The sequence below is a fragment of the Novosphingobium piscinae genome (assembly GCF_014230355.1).
Taxonomy (GTDB): domain Bacteria; phylum Pseudomonadota; class Alphaproteobacteria; order Sphingomonadales; family Sphingomonadaceae; genus Novosphingobium; species Novosphingobium piscinae.
Map to the genome: position 1 here is coordinate 155,341 of NZ_JACLAX010000008.1, position 16,265 is coordinate 171,605.

Consider the following 16,265-nt stretch of genomic DNA (forward strand, 5'->3'; position numbering starts at 1 on the left):
TCAGCGCCCTGCGCCGGCCGGAGTTCCACCGCCGGGCGCAATCCGTTCCGGCGTGCTGGCCGGGACCGGCCGGATCGGCGCCCCCTGCTTGAGATTGGCCGTACCCTGGATAATCACCCGGTCACCCGGCTTGAGCCCGGCCGTCACGATCCAGTCAGCCCCGCGCGTGCGCGCCGTCTCGATCTTGCGGCGCACCGCCTTGTTGCCCGGACCGACCACGTAGACGAACGAGCTACCACCGAAATCACGCTGCACCGCCTGTTGCGGCACCAGATAGGCCGAGGGGTTGATCGATTCGTCGAAGGTGGCCTGCACGAACATGCCCGGCAGCAAGAACCCTTCTGGATTCGGAAAGCGGACCCGCAGGGTGACCGTGCCGGTCGCCTCGTTGACCAGCATTTCCGAGAACTGGACCGTCCCCGTCAGCGGATAGTCGCTGCCGTCCTCCAGCTTCAGCCGCACCCGCGTACTGCCCGCCTGGGCCCCGCCACTGGCGAGTGCGCGGCGCAGAGACAGCAGGTCCGCGCTCGACTCCTGAACGTCGACGAAGATCGGGTCCAACTGCTGGATAACCGCCAAGGGCTCAACCTGATTGGCGCTAACCAGCGCGCCCGACGTGAACAGAGCACGGCCGATCCGGCCCGTAATCGGCGCTGGAACAGTGGTGAAGCGCAGATTGATTCGCGCGGTTTCCAGTTGCGCCCGGGCTTGCGCAACAGCCGCAGCGGTTTGCCGAGCCTGTGCCGACGCGTCGGTGTATTCCTGCTGAGATACCGCCTCAAGCTTCGCCAGCGGTCGCAGCCGTTCAGCGCGCGTCGCGGCGGCTTCGGCGGTCGACTGCGCACTGAGCAGATTGGCCTCAGCCAAATTCACCGCGGCGCGATAGAGGCTCTGATCGATCTCAAACAGCGGCTGTCCCTGGCGGACCAGCCCGCCCTCGACAAAGCGCCGCGCGCGGATCACGCCGGTGACCTGCGGCCGAACCTCGGAACTGGCAAAGGCCACTGTACGCCCGCCCAGCGTCGTCGCCATGGGCACCGCTGTGGGGGTCACGATGATGAACCCCACCGCGGGAACCGGACGCTCTTTCTTCTTTTCGCCCCCCCCGCAACCGGAGAGAACGAACACGAGAGCCAGAATCAAGCCAGCGCGCACAACCACCTACAAATCTGTCTGTCCAAACCACGGGACCGCGAAGTCGAACGGGGCGCCGATGCGACCGGAACAAACCGTCCCGGATGTGCCAAGACGCCACAGCGGCAGTCAATTCCACTGTCAATGCAGCACTTTACCGGACCGTACGAGTGTTAAGTTGTAACCATTCGTCACAGATGGACACAACTAAGCCCATTGTGGGTGTGCTGTGCGCCCCCAGCCAAGATCTGGTGCACATTGGAGCCGGACGCGAGCGGGTGCGGCACACCCGCGTCAGGCGCGGACAAGCGCCTGACGCACGATCGTGTCGTATTCGTTGAACAGGCCCGCGAAATGGTCTTCCATGGTCACTGTCGCCGCCGGAACGCTGTTTGCACCCTCGGGACGGGAGAGCAGGGCAAGAATGGCCTCGGCGGCGGACTGGGCATTGCCCGCTTCATAGATCACGCCAGCCCCACCGCGGGCATGATCGGCGGCTCCCCCACGGTCAGGTACGATGACTGGAACCCCGCAGGCGCGCGCTTCAGCGGCGGCCATGCAGAACGTTTCGGCCTCGCACCCGTGGATCAACGCATCCGCGCTGGCCAGCAATGTTGCAAACCGCACCCGGTTGCGTTCGGGCGTAAGCAGCCGGATGTGCGGATTACCGGCGATCTGAGCGAGGATGCGGCGCTTCTGCCGCCCGCCTCCCAGAATGATCAGACCAATCGGCAAGGTCCGGCTGGCGGCGGCAACGGCATCGATCACCATCGGCCAGCGCTTTTCTGGCGAGAGGCGGCCAACCGCGATCAGCAGGTGCGCGGTCTCGGGCAGGTCGCAAACCTCGAGCAGTTGCCGGCGCACCTCGGCATTGCGCCGCTCGGGCAGGAACAGCCCGGGCTCGACGCCCATCGGGTGGAGGCTGGTATTGGCCACCCCGCCTTCAGCCAGGCGGGCTTGCAACTCGCCGCTGGCACAGACCACGCGGTCGAAAGACTGGCCCAGTTCACGCAGATGGTCCCAGAACATCTCGAAGCGGCGATCGATCGTCTCGCGGCTCAGCAGCGCCCCGAACCAGCGGTAGGCGTAGGCCGAAAGCGGATCTGCGTGCATCACCAGGGCGCGCGGCGCGGCACCGGGCCAGCGCCCGACCATGCTGGCGCTGCGCCACGGCGAGGAGGCTTCGACGAAGTCCGGTGCCTCGGCGTCAAGCGCCGCGTGCAGCCGTGCTTCGTCATCGAAATACCAATACTTGCGGTCGAGCGGAAACCGCGGGCTGGCCAGCTGCACCACCTTAGCACCGGGTCCGCGAACGATCACCTCATCACGGTCTCCGGGGGCAATAATGACGATCTCGTGTCCCAGCCGGGGCCCGATTGCCAGCTTCTGTTCGATGTAGGTCTTAACGCCTCCGCCGTGCGGCGAGAGAAAGGCGCAGACGTCGACGATTTTCATGGCGTCGGCTTACCGTTGCGCGCGCGCCCCGGTCAATTGCGCAGCGGACCGAAGCTGAACAGGCCGGTGCGGTAATTCATGATGATGTGCAGCCGGGTCAACCCTGCCCCGGCCATCACCCGGGTCTTGGCCGCCTTGGGCTTGCTCAACCCCAGCTTGGGGTTGGCCGAGAGCCCGACCCCGTCGACCGTCAGACCGAACTTCCGGTTACTGTCGCGGTCATGCAGAACGGTGATGCTGTAGGCGCCAGGCGCCGGAATGCGCACGCACAGTTCCGCCTCGCCAGCCGGGACGGGTATCTCGACCCGGCGAAACACCTTGCCGGCGTTGATCAGGATATTGTCGTCCTGCAGGAAGTCCTCGTCATTCGAGGGATAGACCTCGAGCTTGAGGTTGCCTTTGCGGTCCTTCAGGCCATCGATGCTGACCATGAAGGCCGGGCCGGTCTCGCCCGGACGGCAGCGGGCTTCCGCCTTGCCCAGATCGGGATGGCTTTCCACGGCCTCCGCCGCGGCGAGCGGGAGCAGGGCCAGGGCGGCGGCTCCGGTCAGCATCCACTTCATCGCAACGCGCTCCTCTGCGTGTCCACCAGTCCGGCGAGGCCCGAGATCACCCCGGCCACGACGTGGGCGCCCAGGGTAATCACCGCCATCATCGTCATCAGGGCGGCGATCTCCAGGTCGTGGCCCAGCAGGAACACGGCGATGCCGGCGAAGACGATATCCTTGTTCGGGATCAGTGGCAGGCGCGAGACAAGCATCCGCAAGGTCGCCAGCACCATCCACAGCCCGAGCCCCACCTCAGGCAGCACGAAATGCCAGAGCGTGGCTGACAGCACAATGAACAGGATCGTGCGTACCACATGGATCAGCGTGATGAACCACAGCTCGCGCCGGTCGAGTGAAAACAGCTTCTTGCGCAGCACCAGGATCAGACAGGACGTGGCCAGGACAACCGACAGCGAAAGGAAGACGTCGCGCATCGGCATGCCCAGGCTGCCGGAGGCGACGATCGGCCAGGCGAAGGCCAGCATGATCAGGGTAGCCGCATTGCCGGTCAGCGCCGACAGGATCGCGACATCCTTGATTGCCCCGAACGGGGCGGAGGTCAGATTGGCCCGTGCCCTCGTCCAGGCGTAAAACTGGGCCTCGCCGAGGTAGCCAAGCACCAGTTCGTTGCTGACCAGCTTGCGGGTCAGGGCCAGCACCCCCGAGATCAGGGGGATATGCCACAACCGCCGGAAGATAACCCATTCCAGCACCGGTCCCTGCATGTAGTAGAACACGAAGGCCGCCCAGAAGTACCAGGTGCGCGGCACCATCGCCTCGACCGTCTGCCACTTCAGGTCGCGGTAAGCGAAGGCCGCAGCAAGCACCACCGCGATCGACAACAAGAGCCCGAGAAAGGCGAAGATGCGGCGGGCATTGCCTCCGCCCTCCGCGCTGGCGGCGGCGGCCGAAGCGGCCAGTTCGCCCGGGGCGAAGCCATCCTGCTGCATCGTTTCGATTGCCTGCATACTCCGCCGGATCTGCCGCATCGGTCCCTAGCCGGTGCGGCGACGCGGTCTCATTTGCCTGACAGAATGCCGCAGGCCGCGTTGCCATCACTTGTGCCCAGCCGGTCTTTATCGCCACGCAACGATTGCGCAAGCGCCAAAGCTGCCCCGGCCGGGGGCGCGCTCAAGTGCCCATCAAAGCTGCATAGCGACCGGCAGGCCGCCGGGCAACAAACCGGGCGAGCGTCCGGCGGATCGAGTCCAGCAGGGCGGGGACGCTGGTATCCCCGGGATGCGTCGCCACTCTCACCACATCAAGCCCGTGGAAGGTGCTGCGTGCCAGCGCCGCCACCGCCAGCGAGCTAAGCTGACGCGGCCGGCTACGGCTGGCCCAGGTCACCACGGGCCCGCGCGCCAGCGTGGTTCCCGTGGCCGCATCCCACACGCGCAGATGGTCCTCGGCCAGAGCAAAGCCTCCTCCGCGCAGTGCAGCCAGCGCACCGGGACCATACAGCCAAGCCGGCGCGATAAACCCCGCCGCGGGTCGTCCGATCGCGTCCTCGACCAGCGCCTTGCCATCGGCCATACGCCGCGCCGCCTCGGCCTCCGACAGCCCGAGGAACTCACCCTCGCCTGCAGTCATGTGCCGGGCCTTGAACCCGGCCACCCCGGCATGTTCGGCCAGGTCCTTGTGGTACCAGCCGTGCACGAACATCTCGATGCCCTGATCGGCCCAAGCGCGCAGGCGGGCGCGGAACGCCGGAGCCGCGCCAAGCGGGGCAAGGCCCCAGTGATCCGGCACTACCAGCATGGCAAAGCGCGGCCCGCCCAGCACCGCGCCCATCAGCTCGGCCAGCCGGTCTACCTCGCTCTCGAAACGCGGCCCGACATCATGGATCGAGGCGAGCAGCAGCTTGCCCACGGGGTCAGTCGGCCGCCCCGGCGTAACGCCAGCCGATCGTTTCACCGGCCAACCAGGGGACGATCTCACCATCGCCGATGGTCACCCGGGCGGGTACCGCGATTTCGGTCCGCTCCAGCACGATCCGCCCCTCGTTAAGGGGCAGGCCGTAAAAGCGCGGGCCGTTCTCGGAGGCGAAAGCCTCGAACCGGTCGAGCGCGCCCTCCTCGTCAAAGACAGTTGCGTAGCTTTCCAGCGCGTGAGGCGCGTTGAAGATCCCGGCACAGCCGCAGGCGCTTTCCTTGGCGGCCACCAGGTGGGGAGCCGTATCGGTGCCGAGGAAGAAACGCGGATGCCCGGAGGTGACCGCCTGGCGCAAGGCCAGCCGGTGAACCTCGCGCTTGGCGACCGGGAGGCAATAGGCATGCGGCCGGATACCGCCGGCGAACATGGCATTGCGGTTGATCATGAGGTGGTGCGGAGTCACCGTGGCCGCGACCCGGTCCCCTGCATCGCGCACGAACTCGGCGGCATCCTGCGTCGTGATGTGCTCGAACACCACGCGCAGCGCCGGAAAATCGCGCAGGGTGGGCATCAGCACCTGATCGATGAACACAGCTTCCCGGTCGAAGATATCGATCGCCGGGTCGGTCACCTCGCCATGGATCAACAGCGGCATGTCGATGGCCTGCATGCGCTCGAGCACGCCATAGATGTTGCGGATATCGGTGACCCCATGGGCGGAGTTGGTCGTCGCATGGGCGGGGTAAAGCTTGCAGGCGGTGGCGATGCCGAGCGCAAAGGCGCGCTCGACGTCGGCCGGGTCGGTCTCGTTGGTCAGATAGAGCACCATCAGCGGTTCGAAGTCGCTTCCGGCCGGGCGCGCCGCCAGGATCCTGTCGCGGTAGGCCGCGGCGGCCGCTGCTGTGGTCACCGGCGGCGAGAGGTTGGGCATCACGATCGCACGGGCGAACTGGCGCGCGGTATAGGCGAGGATGTCGGGCATCAGCGCGCCGTCGCGCAGGTGCGTGTGCCAATCGTCGGGGCGGCGGAGGGTCAGCGTCTCGGTCATCGCGGGCGCCATACCGCAAGCAGGCGCTCAGGCCAATCGCGCCGATCGCGCGGGTTTCAGGCTGCGCTGGCGATCCGCTCTTGCTGGAAACCAACAATCGACGCTGCAGGCACGGGGCGGCTAATCGCGTAGCCCTGCGCCATGTCGCAGCCGACGGCACGCAGGAACGCGAGGCATTCCGCTTCCTCGACCCCCTCGGCCACAACCTTGATGCCGAGCTCGTGGGCGAGGCTCACCGTGGACTGGACCAGGATGGCGTCGTCGCGGTTGCGATGGGCGTTCTGCACAAAACGGCGATCGAGCTTGAGCTCGTCGACCGGCAGCTGGCGCAGGTAGCTGAGCGTCGACTGACCGGTGCCGTAGTCGTCGATCGAAATCGCGATACCGAGCCGGCGAAACGATTCGAGTGCCGCCGCCGCAGCAGCCACGTCCGTCATCGCGGCTGATTCGGTCACCTCGAAGATCAGCCGGCCGGGCGGGACCGCACTCGCTTGCACCAGCCCCTGCACCACCGCGCAGAAATCCGGGGCATCGACCAGCTTGGCTGAAATGTTGACCGCCACGCTGAGCTCCAGACCCTGGGCCTGCCAGGCCGCGAGATCGGCAATGGCGCGACCGAGGACATGCAGCGTCAGGCCGGCGATGCGGTCGCTGCGCTCGGCCAGCGGCACGAAGACATCAGGCCCCAGTCGCCCGCGGGTGCGATGGTTCCACCGCACCAAGGCCTCGACGCTGGCAATGCGATCGGTGGCAAGCGCAAGCTTGGGCTGATAGACGAGCTCGATCTCGCCCGCGGCAATCGCTTCGTCCAGTTCACCGAGCAGCGAAAGCTCCTGCGCCAGCACCTCGTCCGCGAGCGTGTCATCGCCATGCCATGGAGCGCCCCGCGCGAGCGCCTGATCGGCGGCCAGCAGGCTGCGCCCAAGCAGATGATTGGTGCTTTCCGCAATCCGTCGCCACGCGAAACCATAAGACAACGACACATCGATGCGGCGCCCGGACACTTCGACCGGGGGCAGCATGATGGTCCGCAGGGTCCTCAGGGTGGCAAGCAGGGCGGGCTCGTCGGTCGCTGTCCACGCCAAGGTGCGATCTTCAACCCGATAAACCGGTACCGAGCCCACCACCAGGGCGATCCGTTCCTGTACCCGGCAGACCAGGTCAGCGGTGGCCCGGTCGCCCAGGGCGGCAACCAGCTTGTCGTAAGCTGCGAAGCGCGCCACCACAACGCCCGCGCTGTCGGCGGGGCCGGTCCGGCCACACAGGGCAAAGCGATTCGGCAAGCCGGTTGCGGCATCCTGCGTGCGCCGCTGCTGCCGCGCCGCCCAGCCCCGCGCGGCGACGGCCAGCGTCGAGACCGTCACCAGAACGACCAGGCCAGGAACGATCTGGAGGGACCAGTTCAGCAGGGCCTTCACGAGCACCGCTGCGCCGAAAAGGCCCAGCGGCAAGATCGCCGCCGCGGCTGCCAGCCAGCGGCCGTCGCGGAGCCGCAGGATCACGGCTGCGCCAAGTAAGCCAACCACCAATGGCACGGGCCAGCCACTTTCACGCGGCAGCCCGTCGCGCAGCGTCTCGGCGGCCAGGGCCTGGATCACCACCCCGGGAATCACGCCATAACCGGGCACGGCATAACGATCCCCCATCTCGATCGCGGTCGCGCCAATCACCACGTGTCGTCCCGCCACGCGTCGCGGGTCGAACCGACCGTTGCGCAGGTCGATGAAGCTGATCCGCGGTATCGTCTCGGGCTCGATCGCGTAGTCGATGGCGAAGTCGACATTGGCCGAGCCTGCAGCCAGCCCGGCGAGCGCGGCCGAAAGCGAGGGACGCGGTACCCCGGCCGTAACCGTTCCGACCGGAGCGCGGCGGACCATACCGTCAACATCGGGCAGGATGCTGACAGCTGCGAGGCTGGCGTGCTCGCGCAGACCGGCAATCGGCAGAGAATCAGTCCAGCCCGCTCGCCCCGCACCCGATTGCTGAGCAAACGTGGGCAAGACCACCGGGATGCGCGTCCGCGCCAAAGCCGCCGCCAAGGCGGCGTCGTCCACCGGATTCGAACGGGCCGAAAGATCAACATCCAAGGCCACGCTGGCCGCACCAGCCTGCTCCAGACGGTTGATCGCCACTGCATAATTGCGCCGTGGCCAAGGCCACCGATCGATCGCGGCGATGCTGTGCGCATCGATCTCGACGATCACGAACTTGCCGCTGGCGGAGTGTCGCCGCAGGCCCGCGCTGGCTTGGGCCAGGCTCTGTTCGAGGCTGACCCCTGGCGCGCTCAGGCCGACCAGCAGCGCCACGCCAAGCGACAACAGCAGCGCTGCCACGCGCCAGTAGCGCGGCAAACCGTAAGCAGTGGCCAGGTCCGCTCGCACCTGCGCCATGACAGCCTAGCGGTTGCCGCCGCGGCCAAGGCCGGAAAGCAACCCACTCCCTGCCGGGCCGGGGGCAGTGCTGCCAACTAGGCCACCAACCGCACCCAACACAGTGCCGACGACGCTGTTCCCGGTTCCGGTGTTGCTGCCGCTGTTGCCACCATTACCATTGCCACCTCCGCTCGAACCGGACGTGCTGCCCGTGCTGAGGCCCGCGCTTAACTCGAGCGCCGCACTTCCGCCGACGCCGAGCCCGACACCAACATCGACCGGCGTAGGACTGGTGGTGCCGCTACCCAGGCTTACCCCGACATCGACCGACACAAGGGCGTTGTCTGCCGCTGGATTGCCATTGCCTGTCCCGAGAGCGGCGCCGACCTCGATGGCGGCAGGGCTACCGGCAGCACCGGCATTGCTGCCGGGGTTGCTTCCCAGGGCGGCGCCGACTTCCGCAGCAGCGAGTGCACCGGCGTCATTCGCGCTGCCGGCGCTGCCAGTACCGACCTCAACGGCCGCCAGCGCTCCGGCGGCGGCGGAGCTATCTCCTCCGTTGCCGCTGCCGCTGCTTCCGACGTCAAGCGAGGCCAGAACGCCGGCCGCCGCGGCAGTGCTGCCAGTGGCGTTGCTGTCAGGACCGGAGGGTAGGTTGTCCCCGCTGGCGAGCGCCTGCGGCGGCAAAGCGCTGATGGCGTTCTCGCTGGGATTTGCAGCGGCCAGTGCCGGGATACCACCCGACGAGCCGGGTACCGGTTGGTTCTCGCCAGCGGCCGTGTTGCCAGCCAACTGGGTTTCGCTGGACCCGCCGGCCAGCGGGGCTTCGCCCGGCCCACTCTCACTCGCCGCAGCCGCCATTGCCGGCAAATCAGGCGCGCTGCCGTTGTCCGCATCCGGAGCGGGCTCCGCACCGCTCGGGCGACTGGCGTTGACATCATTGGCGGCCTGCCGGTTCGCGACGACTGCCGCATTGATCGCGATCAGCTCCGAGCCATTGCTGATCAGGCCAGCGGTGGCCCGCGCCAAGTCGACCGGTTGCGCCACAACGGTGGCAGCGATGACCTGCCCACCCGCCGCATTGGCTGCGCTATCGCCCGCCTGACTCTCTGCGGCTGAGCCGGGCGGCTCGGTGAGAACGCTTTGAGCCACGATTGTAGCAACCGATGGCGAGGACGGCGCAGCGCCGGCAGCGGGGACAGCCGCCCGGGGATCGCGGCGCCGGGGCGAATCGATCGCCTGGGCCTCGGCACCCTGCACCGACAATCGGTAGGGGTCCTCGCTGCGCACGATGGCGACGGCACCGGGCCGGATCAGATCGCGCGCACCGCCGTCGATCGTCGAGGTCTCGACCAGGCCCTCGACCACCTGCAGCGAGGCCCCTTCCGCCCCCACCGTGATCGAGAAGGTGGTGCCCTTGACCACGGCCGCGAGGTAGGGCGTGCGGACCCCGAAATGCGGCTTGGCCTGCTTCTCGACCTGGAAGATGGCATTGCCCCATTCCTGCACCAGCTGCAGGAAGCCGCGCTTGTCTTGATGCGAGGGGAGCGCCAGCCGGCTGCCCGGTGCCAGCGTCACGAAATCGCGGCCGCGCACGACGATCGCGCGCGATCCGGCGCCGGTGGACAGGGTCGCCCCGGCGGGCACCACCATTCCTGGCGTCGCCGCCACAGTTCGCCCGGCCTGGCTGACCAGCACGGTGCCGGCCGCCTCGCTGATCGTCCAGCGCTGGGCGCGGTCCTCGGCATGGCCGACCGCTGTCGTCGCCAACAGGACCGCCCCCGCCAGTATTCGCCGCGAAAATGTCATGAGCAGACCCTTTCCATCCCGCCCCGCGCTAGCACGCGCAAACTTGCGGTCCCGTTTGAAGGCGTGGTTAACCCGGCCTGAGTTTGAGAGATTCGTAAGATATTTCCGTCATTTCGTTCCCCACCTGCAGGCGAGAGGGAATGCGGACGGTTCAGGGATCATGGCTGGCCATGCTGCTGATGGTGCTGTTCGGCGCCACCCCGGCGCGTGCCCAGCTCGGTCCGGACGGAATCGATCCCGGGCTCATCACCGGAGAGCGACAATTCCAGCGCGAGCGTGCGCCCGAGCGACCGAGACCTCCCGCAATCTCGGTTGCCCCCAGCGCAGCGCTGCCAGCGAGCCCGAAGGGAGCCGTGCTCATCGGCGCGATCACCATTACCGGTCTGCAACGCCTGAGCCCGGCCGACTTTGCCGATATCGTCGCAACGCACCTCGGCCAGGCGCTAGGCCCGCGCGACCTCGCCGGACTTGCCGATGCCGTCGCGCAGCGCATGCGCGCGCGCGGCTATCTGTTCGCTACGGCCACGATCGCGGTCCAGCGCGTTGAAGCCGGCGTACTGCAGGTGGTCGCTGATGAGGGCGCGATCGACGAAATCCGGTTCGACGGGCCGGTCAGCGAGGCGGTGCGGGCCGATCTGGCACCACTGGTGGCGACGGGTCCGGTGACCGCACGCCAGGTCGAGCGCCGGTTGCTGATCGCCGGCGACAACAGCGGCGCCCGCATCCGCTCCAGCCGCTTCCTGCGCGAGCGGGGCAGAGGCGTCCTGCTGGTGAGCGTCGCGCACGATCCGGCGGCCGTCAGGCTGACCCTGAGTAACCAGGGCACGCGCACGGTCGGGCCGGTCCAGGTGCGCATCGATGCCGATCTCAACGGCCTGATCGACAGCCGCGACCGCTTGTCCCTGACCGCCTCGACCACCCCGCTGCAACCCGCGGAGCTGCAGTTCGCCCGGATCCGCTATGCCCGCGACCTGGGCTCGGAAGGGACCGAGGTGGCGCTCTCGGCAACTGCTTCAGCGACCCGTCCGGGCTCCTATCTGGCCCCCTTCGCCTTCCGCACCAGGTCCTGGGCGGTTGCCGCAGGGCTGAACCACCCCCTGGTGCGGCGGCGCAGCGCCAGCCTGTGGGTAGAGGGCGAATTTGGGCTGCGAACCTTCCAGCAATGGCGCGAAGACAACCTGCTTCGCCGCGACCGGCTTACCACCGCCCGACTGACCCTTTACGGCAATGCCCGCGTCGCTGGCGGCCAGTTGCGGATGAGCGCATCCCTGACCCAGGGGCTCGGCTGGCTGGGCGCCACCCAGCTGGGCGATCCGCTGGCCCCACGGAGCGATGCGGACGGCACCTATACCGCCCTGTCCGGCTGGGGCGACTGGACCACCGAACTCGGCCATGGGCTATCGCTGCGGCTGGCCGCGCAGGGACAGCTCGCGGCGCAGCCTCTGCCGTTGTTCGAGGAACTGACCCTTGGGGGCAGCGCGTTCCTGCGCGGCTATGACTGGGGCGAGCGCAGCGGCGACGAAGGCGCCGTGGGCCTCGCCGAACTGCGCTACCTCGTCGATCGTCCGCTGGGCCTGGTGCAGCGTGCCCAGCTTTACGCCTTTGCCGATGGCGGAGTTGTGTCGAACCGGCAGGATGGCCCCGGTGGCGGGGCGCTTGCTTCGGCCGGCGGCGGCCTGCGGGTCGATCTCTCCGGAAGGATGGGTGCGACCATGGAGGTGGCGGTGCCGCTCAGCGGCCCGCGCTACGACACCGGGACCGAGAGCCCGCGGGTCAATCTCGGGCTGATCCAGAGCTTCTGATCCCGGGTTCAACTGCGGGGATTTGACCCACCGCAATGCGCCGGCATCCACCGGGTCCATGCTGCCAGTGGACCTGAGAAGGAGCCGACATGAGCCACGTTCCCAACGATCTGCACGACAGTTTCCCGGGTGACCGGCCGCTGCTGCACAGCCTCAAGCTGAGCGATCCCCATTTCCAGCGTCTCGCCACGCGCTACTACGAAGTCAACCGCGCCATCCACCGCATCGAGACCGAGGTTGAGCCGGCGTCGGACAGCTATCTTGAAACGCTGAAGAAGGAACGGCTGGGGCTGCTGGACGAAATCGCGCAGATCCTCGCCCGCGCCCGGATCCGCGGATGAGCTTGGCGCGCAGAATGGCGGTCGCTGCGAACAGGCACCGGTGGAAGCCCGGTCACCCCAGGCGGTTCATCCGCTCGACCCGGCATGACAGTCTGGAGCGGCTGGGCCTGCCGATCCCGCGTGTTCCAGATCCCGGCACGCCCAACAGCTGTCGGCTGTTGGTAGCGACGGGTTCAAGGCGCCGCCGCCCTTCCCTCACTGGCCTTGAGTAGGGCCAGCCGTCGTCCGGTTGCCACCATAAGGCCCATCATGACGTTTGATTGACTGGTTGTGGTGCGCCCGGCGGGATTCGAACCCACGGCCCCAAGATTAGGAATGAAAGGCCGAGGGGCGGGAACGCGAGGCTTCAGTTTCCGAAATCCCAGATTTCCTCGCTTTTCTGTAGCGGGAGATAACCGCGCATTGCAGCCAATCACGGTTTCGTGCATGTAGCGTGATTGTAGGAACGGGGGTGCACGTGGCACGCGGGACCATATCAAAGAGCGTCGTGGATGCTTTCAACCCGACCAAGCAGGAGATGCTTTGGGACGATCGGGAGGTTGGCTTTGGGCTCCTGGCCATGCCTTCGGGCACGAAGAGCTATGTGTTTCAGTATCGCCTTGGCGGCCGTGCTGGGAAGACCAAGCGCTACACCATCGGGCGCCATGGTGAGTGGACCCCGGACCGCGCTCGAAAGCGGGCCCGGGAACTGCGGGCAGAGGTGACGCGCGGCGTCGATCCGATGGAAGCAGAGCGCGAACGTCTGGCCGCGGCAGAGAGTGCCAAGGCCGCGAGGTTGGCGAAGGAGCGGCTCCACCGTGAATTGGCATTCGAGAAGGTCGCCGAGCGATGGCTGTCCGAGTATGAACTCGACCACAGGCCACAGACCCACGCACAGGCCAAGCACGTGGTCGACGTACATCTGACCCCGGCCCTTCGTGGCAAGCCCCTGCCCCATATCACCCGCGCCGACCTTCAGCCGATCCTCGACAAGATCCCGGCGCGGCGGAAGGCCAGCCGGTTGGCCGTCTATGCCTATGCGTCCGTTCTATTCAGGTGGGCCATGGAGCGCGGCGAGATAGCCGACAACCCGGTACGCATGATGGCCAAGCCGGAGGGGCCGCCGGCTCGCGACCGGGTGCTTACGGACGATGAGCTTGCGGCGGTGTGGAGCGCTGCAGTCGACCTCCGTGATCCCTACGGGGCGTTCTATCGCTTGCTGATCCTGACCGGGCAGAGGCGGGAAGAGGTGAGCGGCATGACTTGGGCCGAGCTCGATCGTGCCACCTCGACATGGACGATCCCGGGCCCTCGGGCCAAGAACGGCAAAGCCCATATCGTCCCCCTCGCCCCGGCCGTGGTGGCCGAGTTCGATCGGCTCGCACTGGCCGTACAGGTGGCCGCGAAGGAGAAGGAACCCGACGCCCGGAGGTGGCCGAAGTCTGGCCCAGTCCTGCAGACCTACAAGCGGGTTGCGATCCGTTCCTACTCCAAGGCGAAGGCGGAGCTTGACGCGGCAATTACCAAAGCCCGCGGCGAAGCTGGCCCTCTCTCGCCTTGGCGGGTTCATGATCTCCGCCGGACGCTCGCCACGGGCCTGCAACGCCTCGGGGTCCGGTTCGAGGTTACCGAGGCGACGCTCAACCACGTTTCAGGATCCCGCGCCGGCATTGCTGGGGTGTATCAGCGACACGATTGGCGCGAGGAGAAGCGGGACGCTCTGCGCAGTTGGGCCGCGACCGTTGCGGCCATCGCGGCCGGGCACCGTCCCGCCCAGTTTGCGAACGCGGCGGGCGAGGCCGACCCCGAGGCATGGCGGGCGTTCATCCGGGCGTGTGTCGAGAACGGCGGGCAGCCGGTGGAGCGCGAACCCAACAACGTGGTCGACATCACGACCGCCAAGAAATCCGGGTGACCGGAGAAGCGGCCCGACCGGAAGCTGGTACCTTCCCGGCCGGGCCTAACCAGACCGACGACAGGAGTCGAACATGGCTAAAGAGACCGTATCCGAGAACTTCCCTTCCTACAGCCCCGAAGCCGAAGCGCGCGACCGTGAGGCCTCGATCATTATCTTCCTTGGCACCTTGCTACGGAACGCATGGGACGACATTGAAACCGCCATGGAGGGCCTGCCCAACGACACTGAACACGGACGGGCAGCCCTGGACGCGTTCAATGGGATCGAGGTCTCGCTCGAGTACCTGAAACAACTCGACCAACTCAGGTTTCGGCCGATTGCAGGCTCACCCTCTGCGCGATAACCTGAACAGGCGGGGATAGGCCGGCCAGCCGACACGGGGGCATCCGCACCCCCTTCCCCGTCGCAATAGCGGACCGGAGCGGACCGGATGTGGACTTTCCAGCAGTTCTTCGCCGAGGCGCAGGTGCGCGGCTGGTCGGCGCATGAAGCGGCGAACCGGCTTTTGCATAGGATCCGGGCTCCTGCAGCCCAGGGCCGAGTTGTTGGCCTTCGAAAGGAGGAACATTGCCGGGTTCCCAGCATCGCAGAGTGCCACGCCGCCGGTGAGTACCTCGGCCCGGTGTGGACAATCGCGCGGCAAGATTTTGAACCCTCCGCCGTTCCTTGCGCCATTTGGCGCGAGTTCACAGGCGTTGGACCTGACCTCGTTTCGGTTTGGCAGGACGACGAAGAAGACCCGATGGAATGGGCAGAAGTCGATTGGCTCGCCGGGACCATCAAAGCATCGGATTGGAGCAATTCCTTTGTAGCAGGAGAACCGGACGACGCGGTGATTGAGTTCACCGGACTGCAAATCGCTCCTGCACTAGGTCAGGACATTCTGACCTACTCCGACGACGAGTTGGCTGCGCTTGTGGTACAGTGGCCCGGGACCAACAGTGCGGTTCTATGGGAGGCCTTGAAACAGGACCCCAAAGCAGAGGGCGTCACCCAAGGGGCGGTCCGGAAACTCTGGAAAAATCGCCGAAATCCGGAGGGTAAGCGGACAGGAAGGCCTCCCTCCAAGTAAGTTGGTGACGGGCCGGATTGGTCCACCAAATTACCACCCATAACAAAGCGTCACCACTCAAATGAGGTGACGCGATGACGGACAGAATGACCACCAAGGCCGTTGAGAACAGCGGCCCCGAACTCTCCTGGGATAACAACACGACCGCCGAATTTCTCGGCTGCCACCCGGGCCACTTGGCCCGTTTGCGGGTGACCGGAGAAAGCCCCCCTTACTTTCGGGTGGGCAAGAAGGTTCGGTATGATCCGGCCGACGTGCGGGCCTGGATCAACGCCCGCAAGCGGCGCTCCACGAGCGAGGCCACCTAAGTGCCCCGCAACGCGAAAGGGGCGGCCGCTGGCACGGTCCGCCCCGCTCACTCGACCAACGCCTCGGTCGCCGCAACATCTACCCCGCCGACCTGGCGCGCGCAACTGATCGCCGCCCGGTTCGCCCTGCCGATCGAGCTCGCCGCGACCGTGGCGCTCCTCGCCTGGGGAGGCACCCATGGCTGACTTTCGGATCATCGGTGAGGTCGAGATCGCCAAGCGTGACGGCGGCTGGTGGATCGAGGTTCGGACGCTCAACCCGGCCGGCTGGCGGACGCTGAACGGCCCCACGCGCTTCCCAACTTACCGCCGCGCTCGCCAGGCGGCCGAGGTCGTTATTGAGGCCAACGCTAAGGCCGGGATGCCCGTCGATTTCGAGATCGTGGACGCGACGCGGGAGGCGAGCAATGAGGTTTGACCTCCCCCCGCTTCCCGCCGGTACCTGGCTGGGCGTGATCCTCGAGCGGCACGAGTTGCCCAGTATCCATCCGGTGAGGGCCGCGGCGTGATCCCGACCGGATCGTAGGCCGGGTTTATGCGGCGAGCTTTGCAGCGCGCGGTCCCCAGTTCCAAGGCAGGAGCTGATCGAGCTTGGTGGCGGGATGAT

General features: G+C 66.9%; 16 protein-coding genes. 8 read left to right on the forward strand and 8 right to left on the reverse strand.

Features of this window, described 5'->3' with window-relative positions; all coding sequences use genetic code 11:
• The 8 genes from H7F53_RS10145 to H7F53_RS10180 all read right to left on the reverse strand — a co-directional run bounded on the left by H7F53_RS10145 (position 1) and on the right by H7F53_RS10180 (position 10,127).
• Positions 1-1,143 (reverse strand): efflux RND transporter periplasmic adaptor subunit, encoded by a 1,143-nt coding sequence (locus H7F53_RS10145; protein WP_221773674.1) that lies wholly within the window; start codon positions 1,141-1,143, stop codon positions 1-3.
• Positions 1,144-1,428: 285 nt separating this feature from the next.
• Entirely contained in the window at positions 1,429-2,589 is a 1,161-nt protein-coding gene (locus tag H7F53_RS10150; protein ID WP_185679364.1) for a glycosyltransferase, read from the reverse strand.
• A gap of 32 nt (positions 2,590-2,621) precedes the next feature.
• Positions 2,622-3,152, reverse strand: coding sequence for a DUF2141 domain-containing protein (locus H7F53_RS10155; protein ID WP_379542879.1), 531 nt, complete (start codon positions 3,150-3,152; stop codon positions 2,622-2,624).
• Complete coding sequence (locus H7F53_RS10160) at positions 3,149-4,105, reverse strand: hypothetical protein (protein ID WP_246438800.1); 957 nt, start codon at positions 4,103-4,105, stop codon at positions 3,149-3,151. Before H7F53_RS10160 ends, H7F53_RS10155 begins: the two co-directional genes overlap by 4 nt.
• Positions 4,106-4,268: 163 nt before the next feature.
• Positions 4,269-5,006, reverse strand: coding sequence for a DUF2334 domain-containing protein (locus H7F53_RS10165; RefSeq protein ID WP_343062013.1), 738 nt, complete (start codon positions 5,004-5,006; stop codon positions 4,269-4,271).
• Positions 5,007-5,010: 4 nt separating this feature from the next.
• Positions 5,011-6,057 (reverse strand): dihydroorotase, encoded by a 1,047-nt coding sequence (gene pyrC / locus H7F53_RS10170; RefSeq protein ID WP_185679366.1) that lies wholly within the window; start codon positions 6,055-6,057, stop codon positions 5,011-5,013.
• A gap of 56 nt (positions 6,058-6,113) precedes the next feature.
• Complete coding sequence (locus H7F53_RS10175) at positions 6,114-8,390, reverse strand: EAL domain-containing protein (RefSeq protein WP_185679367.1); 2,277 nt, start codon at positions 8,388-8,390, stop codon at positions 6,114-6,116.
• Positions 8,391-8,453: 63 nt separating this feature from the next.
• The gene (locus H7F53_RS10180) at positions 8,454-10,127 is read right to left on the reverse strand and encodes a FecR domain-containing protein (protein ID WP_185679368.1); all 1,674 of its coding nucleotides are present in this window, start codon (positions 10,125-10,127) and stop codon (positions 8,454-8,456) included.
• Positions 10,128-10,378: 251 nt separating this feature from the next.
• Between H7F53_RS10180 and H7F53_RS10185 the strand changes: the two genes are divergently transcribed.
• The 8 genes from H7F53_RS10185 to H7F53_RS10220 all read left to right on the forward strand — a co-directional run bounded on the left by H7F53_RS10185 (position 10,379) and on the right by H7F53_RS10220 (position 16,076).
• On the forward strand, positions 10,379-12,040 hold the full coding sequence (locus H7F53_RS10185) for a ShlB/FhaC/HecB family hemolysin secretion/activation protein (protein ID WP_185679369.1): 1,662 nt from the start codon (positions 10,379-10,381) through the stop codon (positions 12,038-12,040).
• A gap of 89 nt (positions 12,041-12,129) precedes the next feature.
• A complete protein-coding gene (locus H7F53_RS10190; protein ID WP_185679370.1) occupies positions 12,130-12,381 on the forward strand; it encodes an HP1242/YdcH family protein in 252 nt (83 codons plus the stop codon).
• Positions 12,382-12,868: 487 nt separating this feature from the next.
• Positions 12,869-14,275 (forward strand): integrase arm-type DNA-binding domain-containing protein, encoded by a 1,407-nt coding sequence (locus tag H7F53_RS17910; protein WP_185679371.1) that lies wholly within the window; start codon positions 12,869-12,871, stop codon positions 14,273-14,275.
• Positions 14,276-14,348: 73 nt separating this feature from the next.
• A complete protein-coding gene (locus H7F53_RS10200) occupies positions 14,349-14,621 on the forward strand; it encodes a hypothetical protein (protein ID WP_185679372.1) in 273 nt (90 codons plus the stop codon).
• Positions 14,622-14,708: 87 nt separating this feature from the next.
• Positions 14,709-15,350, forward strand: coding sequence for a hypothetical protein (locus tag H7F53_RS10205; RefSeq protein WP_185679373.1), 642 nt, complete (start codon positions 14,709-14,711; stop codon positions 15,348-15,350).
• Positions 15,351-15,436: 86 nt separating this feature from the next.
• Complete coding sequence (locus H7F53_RS10210; protein ID WP_185679374.1) at positions 15,437-15,658, forward strand: helix-turn-helix transcriptional regulator; 222 nt, start codon at positions 15,437-15,439, stop codon at positions 15,656-15,658.
• Positions 15,659-15,844: a hypothetical protein gene (locus H7F53_RS10215; RefSeq protein WP_185679375.1), complete on the forward strand. Its 186-nt coding sequence runs from the start codon at positions 15,659-15,661 to the stop codon at positions 15,842-15,844. It begins immediately after the preceding gene.
• The gene (locus tag H7F53_RS10220; RefSeq protein ID WP_185679376.1) at positions 15,837-16,076 is read left to right on the forward strand and encodes a hypothetical protein; all 240 of its coding nucleotides are present in this window, start codon (positions 15,837-15,839) and stop codon (positions 16,074-16,076) included. Before H7F53_RS10215 ends, H7F53_RS10220 begins: the two co-directional genes overlap by 8 nt.
• Positions 16,077-16,265: the final 189 nt, after the last annotated feature.

What these genes read in the sequence shown, in the direction of transcription:
- H7F53_RS10150 (WP_185679364.1), bottom strand. Translation starts at nt 2,589, where the DNA reads ATGAAAATCGTCGACGTCTGCGCCTTTCTCTCGCCGCACGGCGGAGGC.
- H7F53_RS10155 (WP_379542879.1), bottom strand. Translation starts at nt 3,152, where the DNA reads ATGAAGTGGATGCTGACCGGAGCCGCCGCCCTGGCCCTGCTCCCGCTC.
- H7F53_RS10160 (WP_246438800.1), bottom strand. Translation starts at nt 4,105, where the DNA reads ATGCAGGCAATCGAAACGATGCAGCAGGATGGCTTCGCCCCGGGCGAA.
- pyrC (WP_185679366.1), bottom strand. Translation starts at nt 6,057, where the DNA reads ATGACCGAGACGCTGACCCTCCGCCGCCCCGACGATTGGCACACGCAC.
- H7F53_RS10185 (WP_185679369.1), top strand. Translation starts at nt 10,379, where the DNA reads ATGCGGACGGTTCAGGGATCATGGCTGGCCATGCTGCTGATGGTGCTG.
- H7F53_RS10190 (WP_185679370.1), top strand. Translation starts at nt 12,130, where the DNA reads ATGAGCCACGTTCCCAACGATCTGCACGACAGTTTCCCGGGTGACCGG.
- H7F53_RS10200 (WP_185679372.1), top strand. Translation starts at nt 14,349, where the DNA reads ATGGCTAAAGAGACCGTATCCGAGAACTTCCCTTCCTACAGCCCCGAA.
- H7F53_RS10205 (WP_185679373.1), top strand. Translation starts at nt 14,709, where the DNA reads ATGTGGACTTTCCAGCAGTTCTTCGCCGAGGCGCAGGTGCGCGGCTGG.
- H7F53_RS10210 (WP_185679374.1), top strand. Translation starts at nt 15,437, where the DNA reads ATGACCACCAAGGCCGTTGAGAACAGCGGCCCCGAACTCTCCTGGGAT.
- H7F53_RS10220 (WP_185679376.1), top strand. Translation starts at nt 15,837, where the DNA reads ATGGCTGACTTTCGGATCATCGGTGAGGTCGAGATCGCCAAGCGTGAC.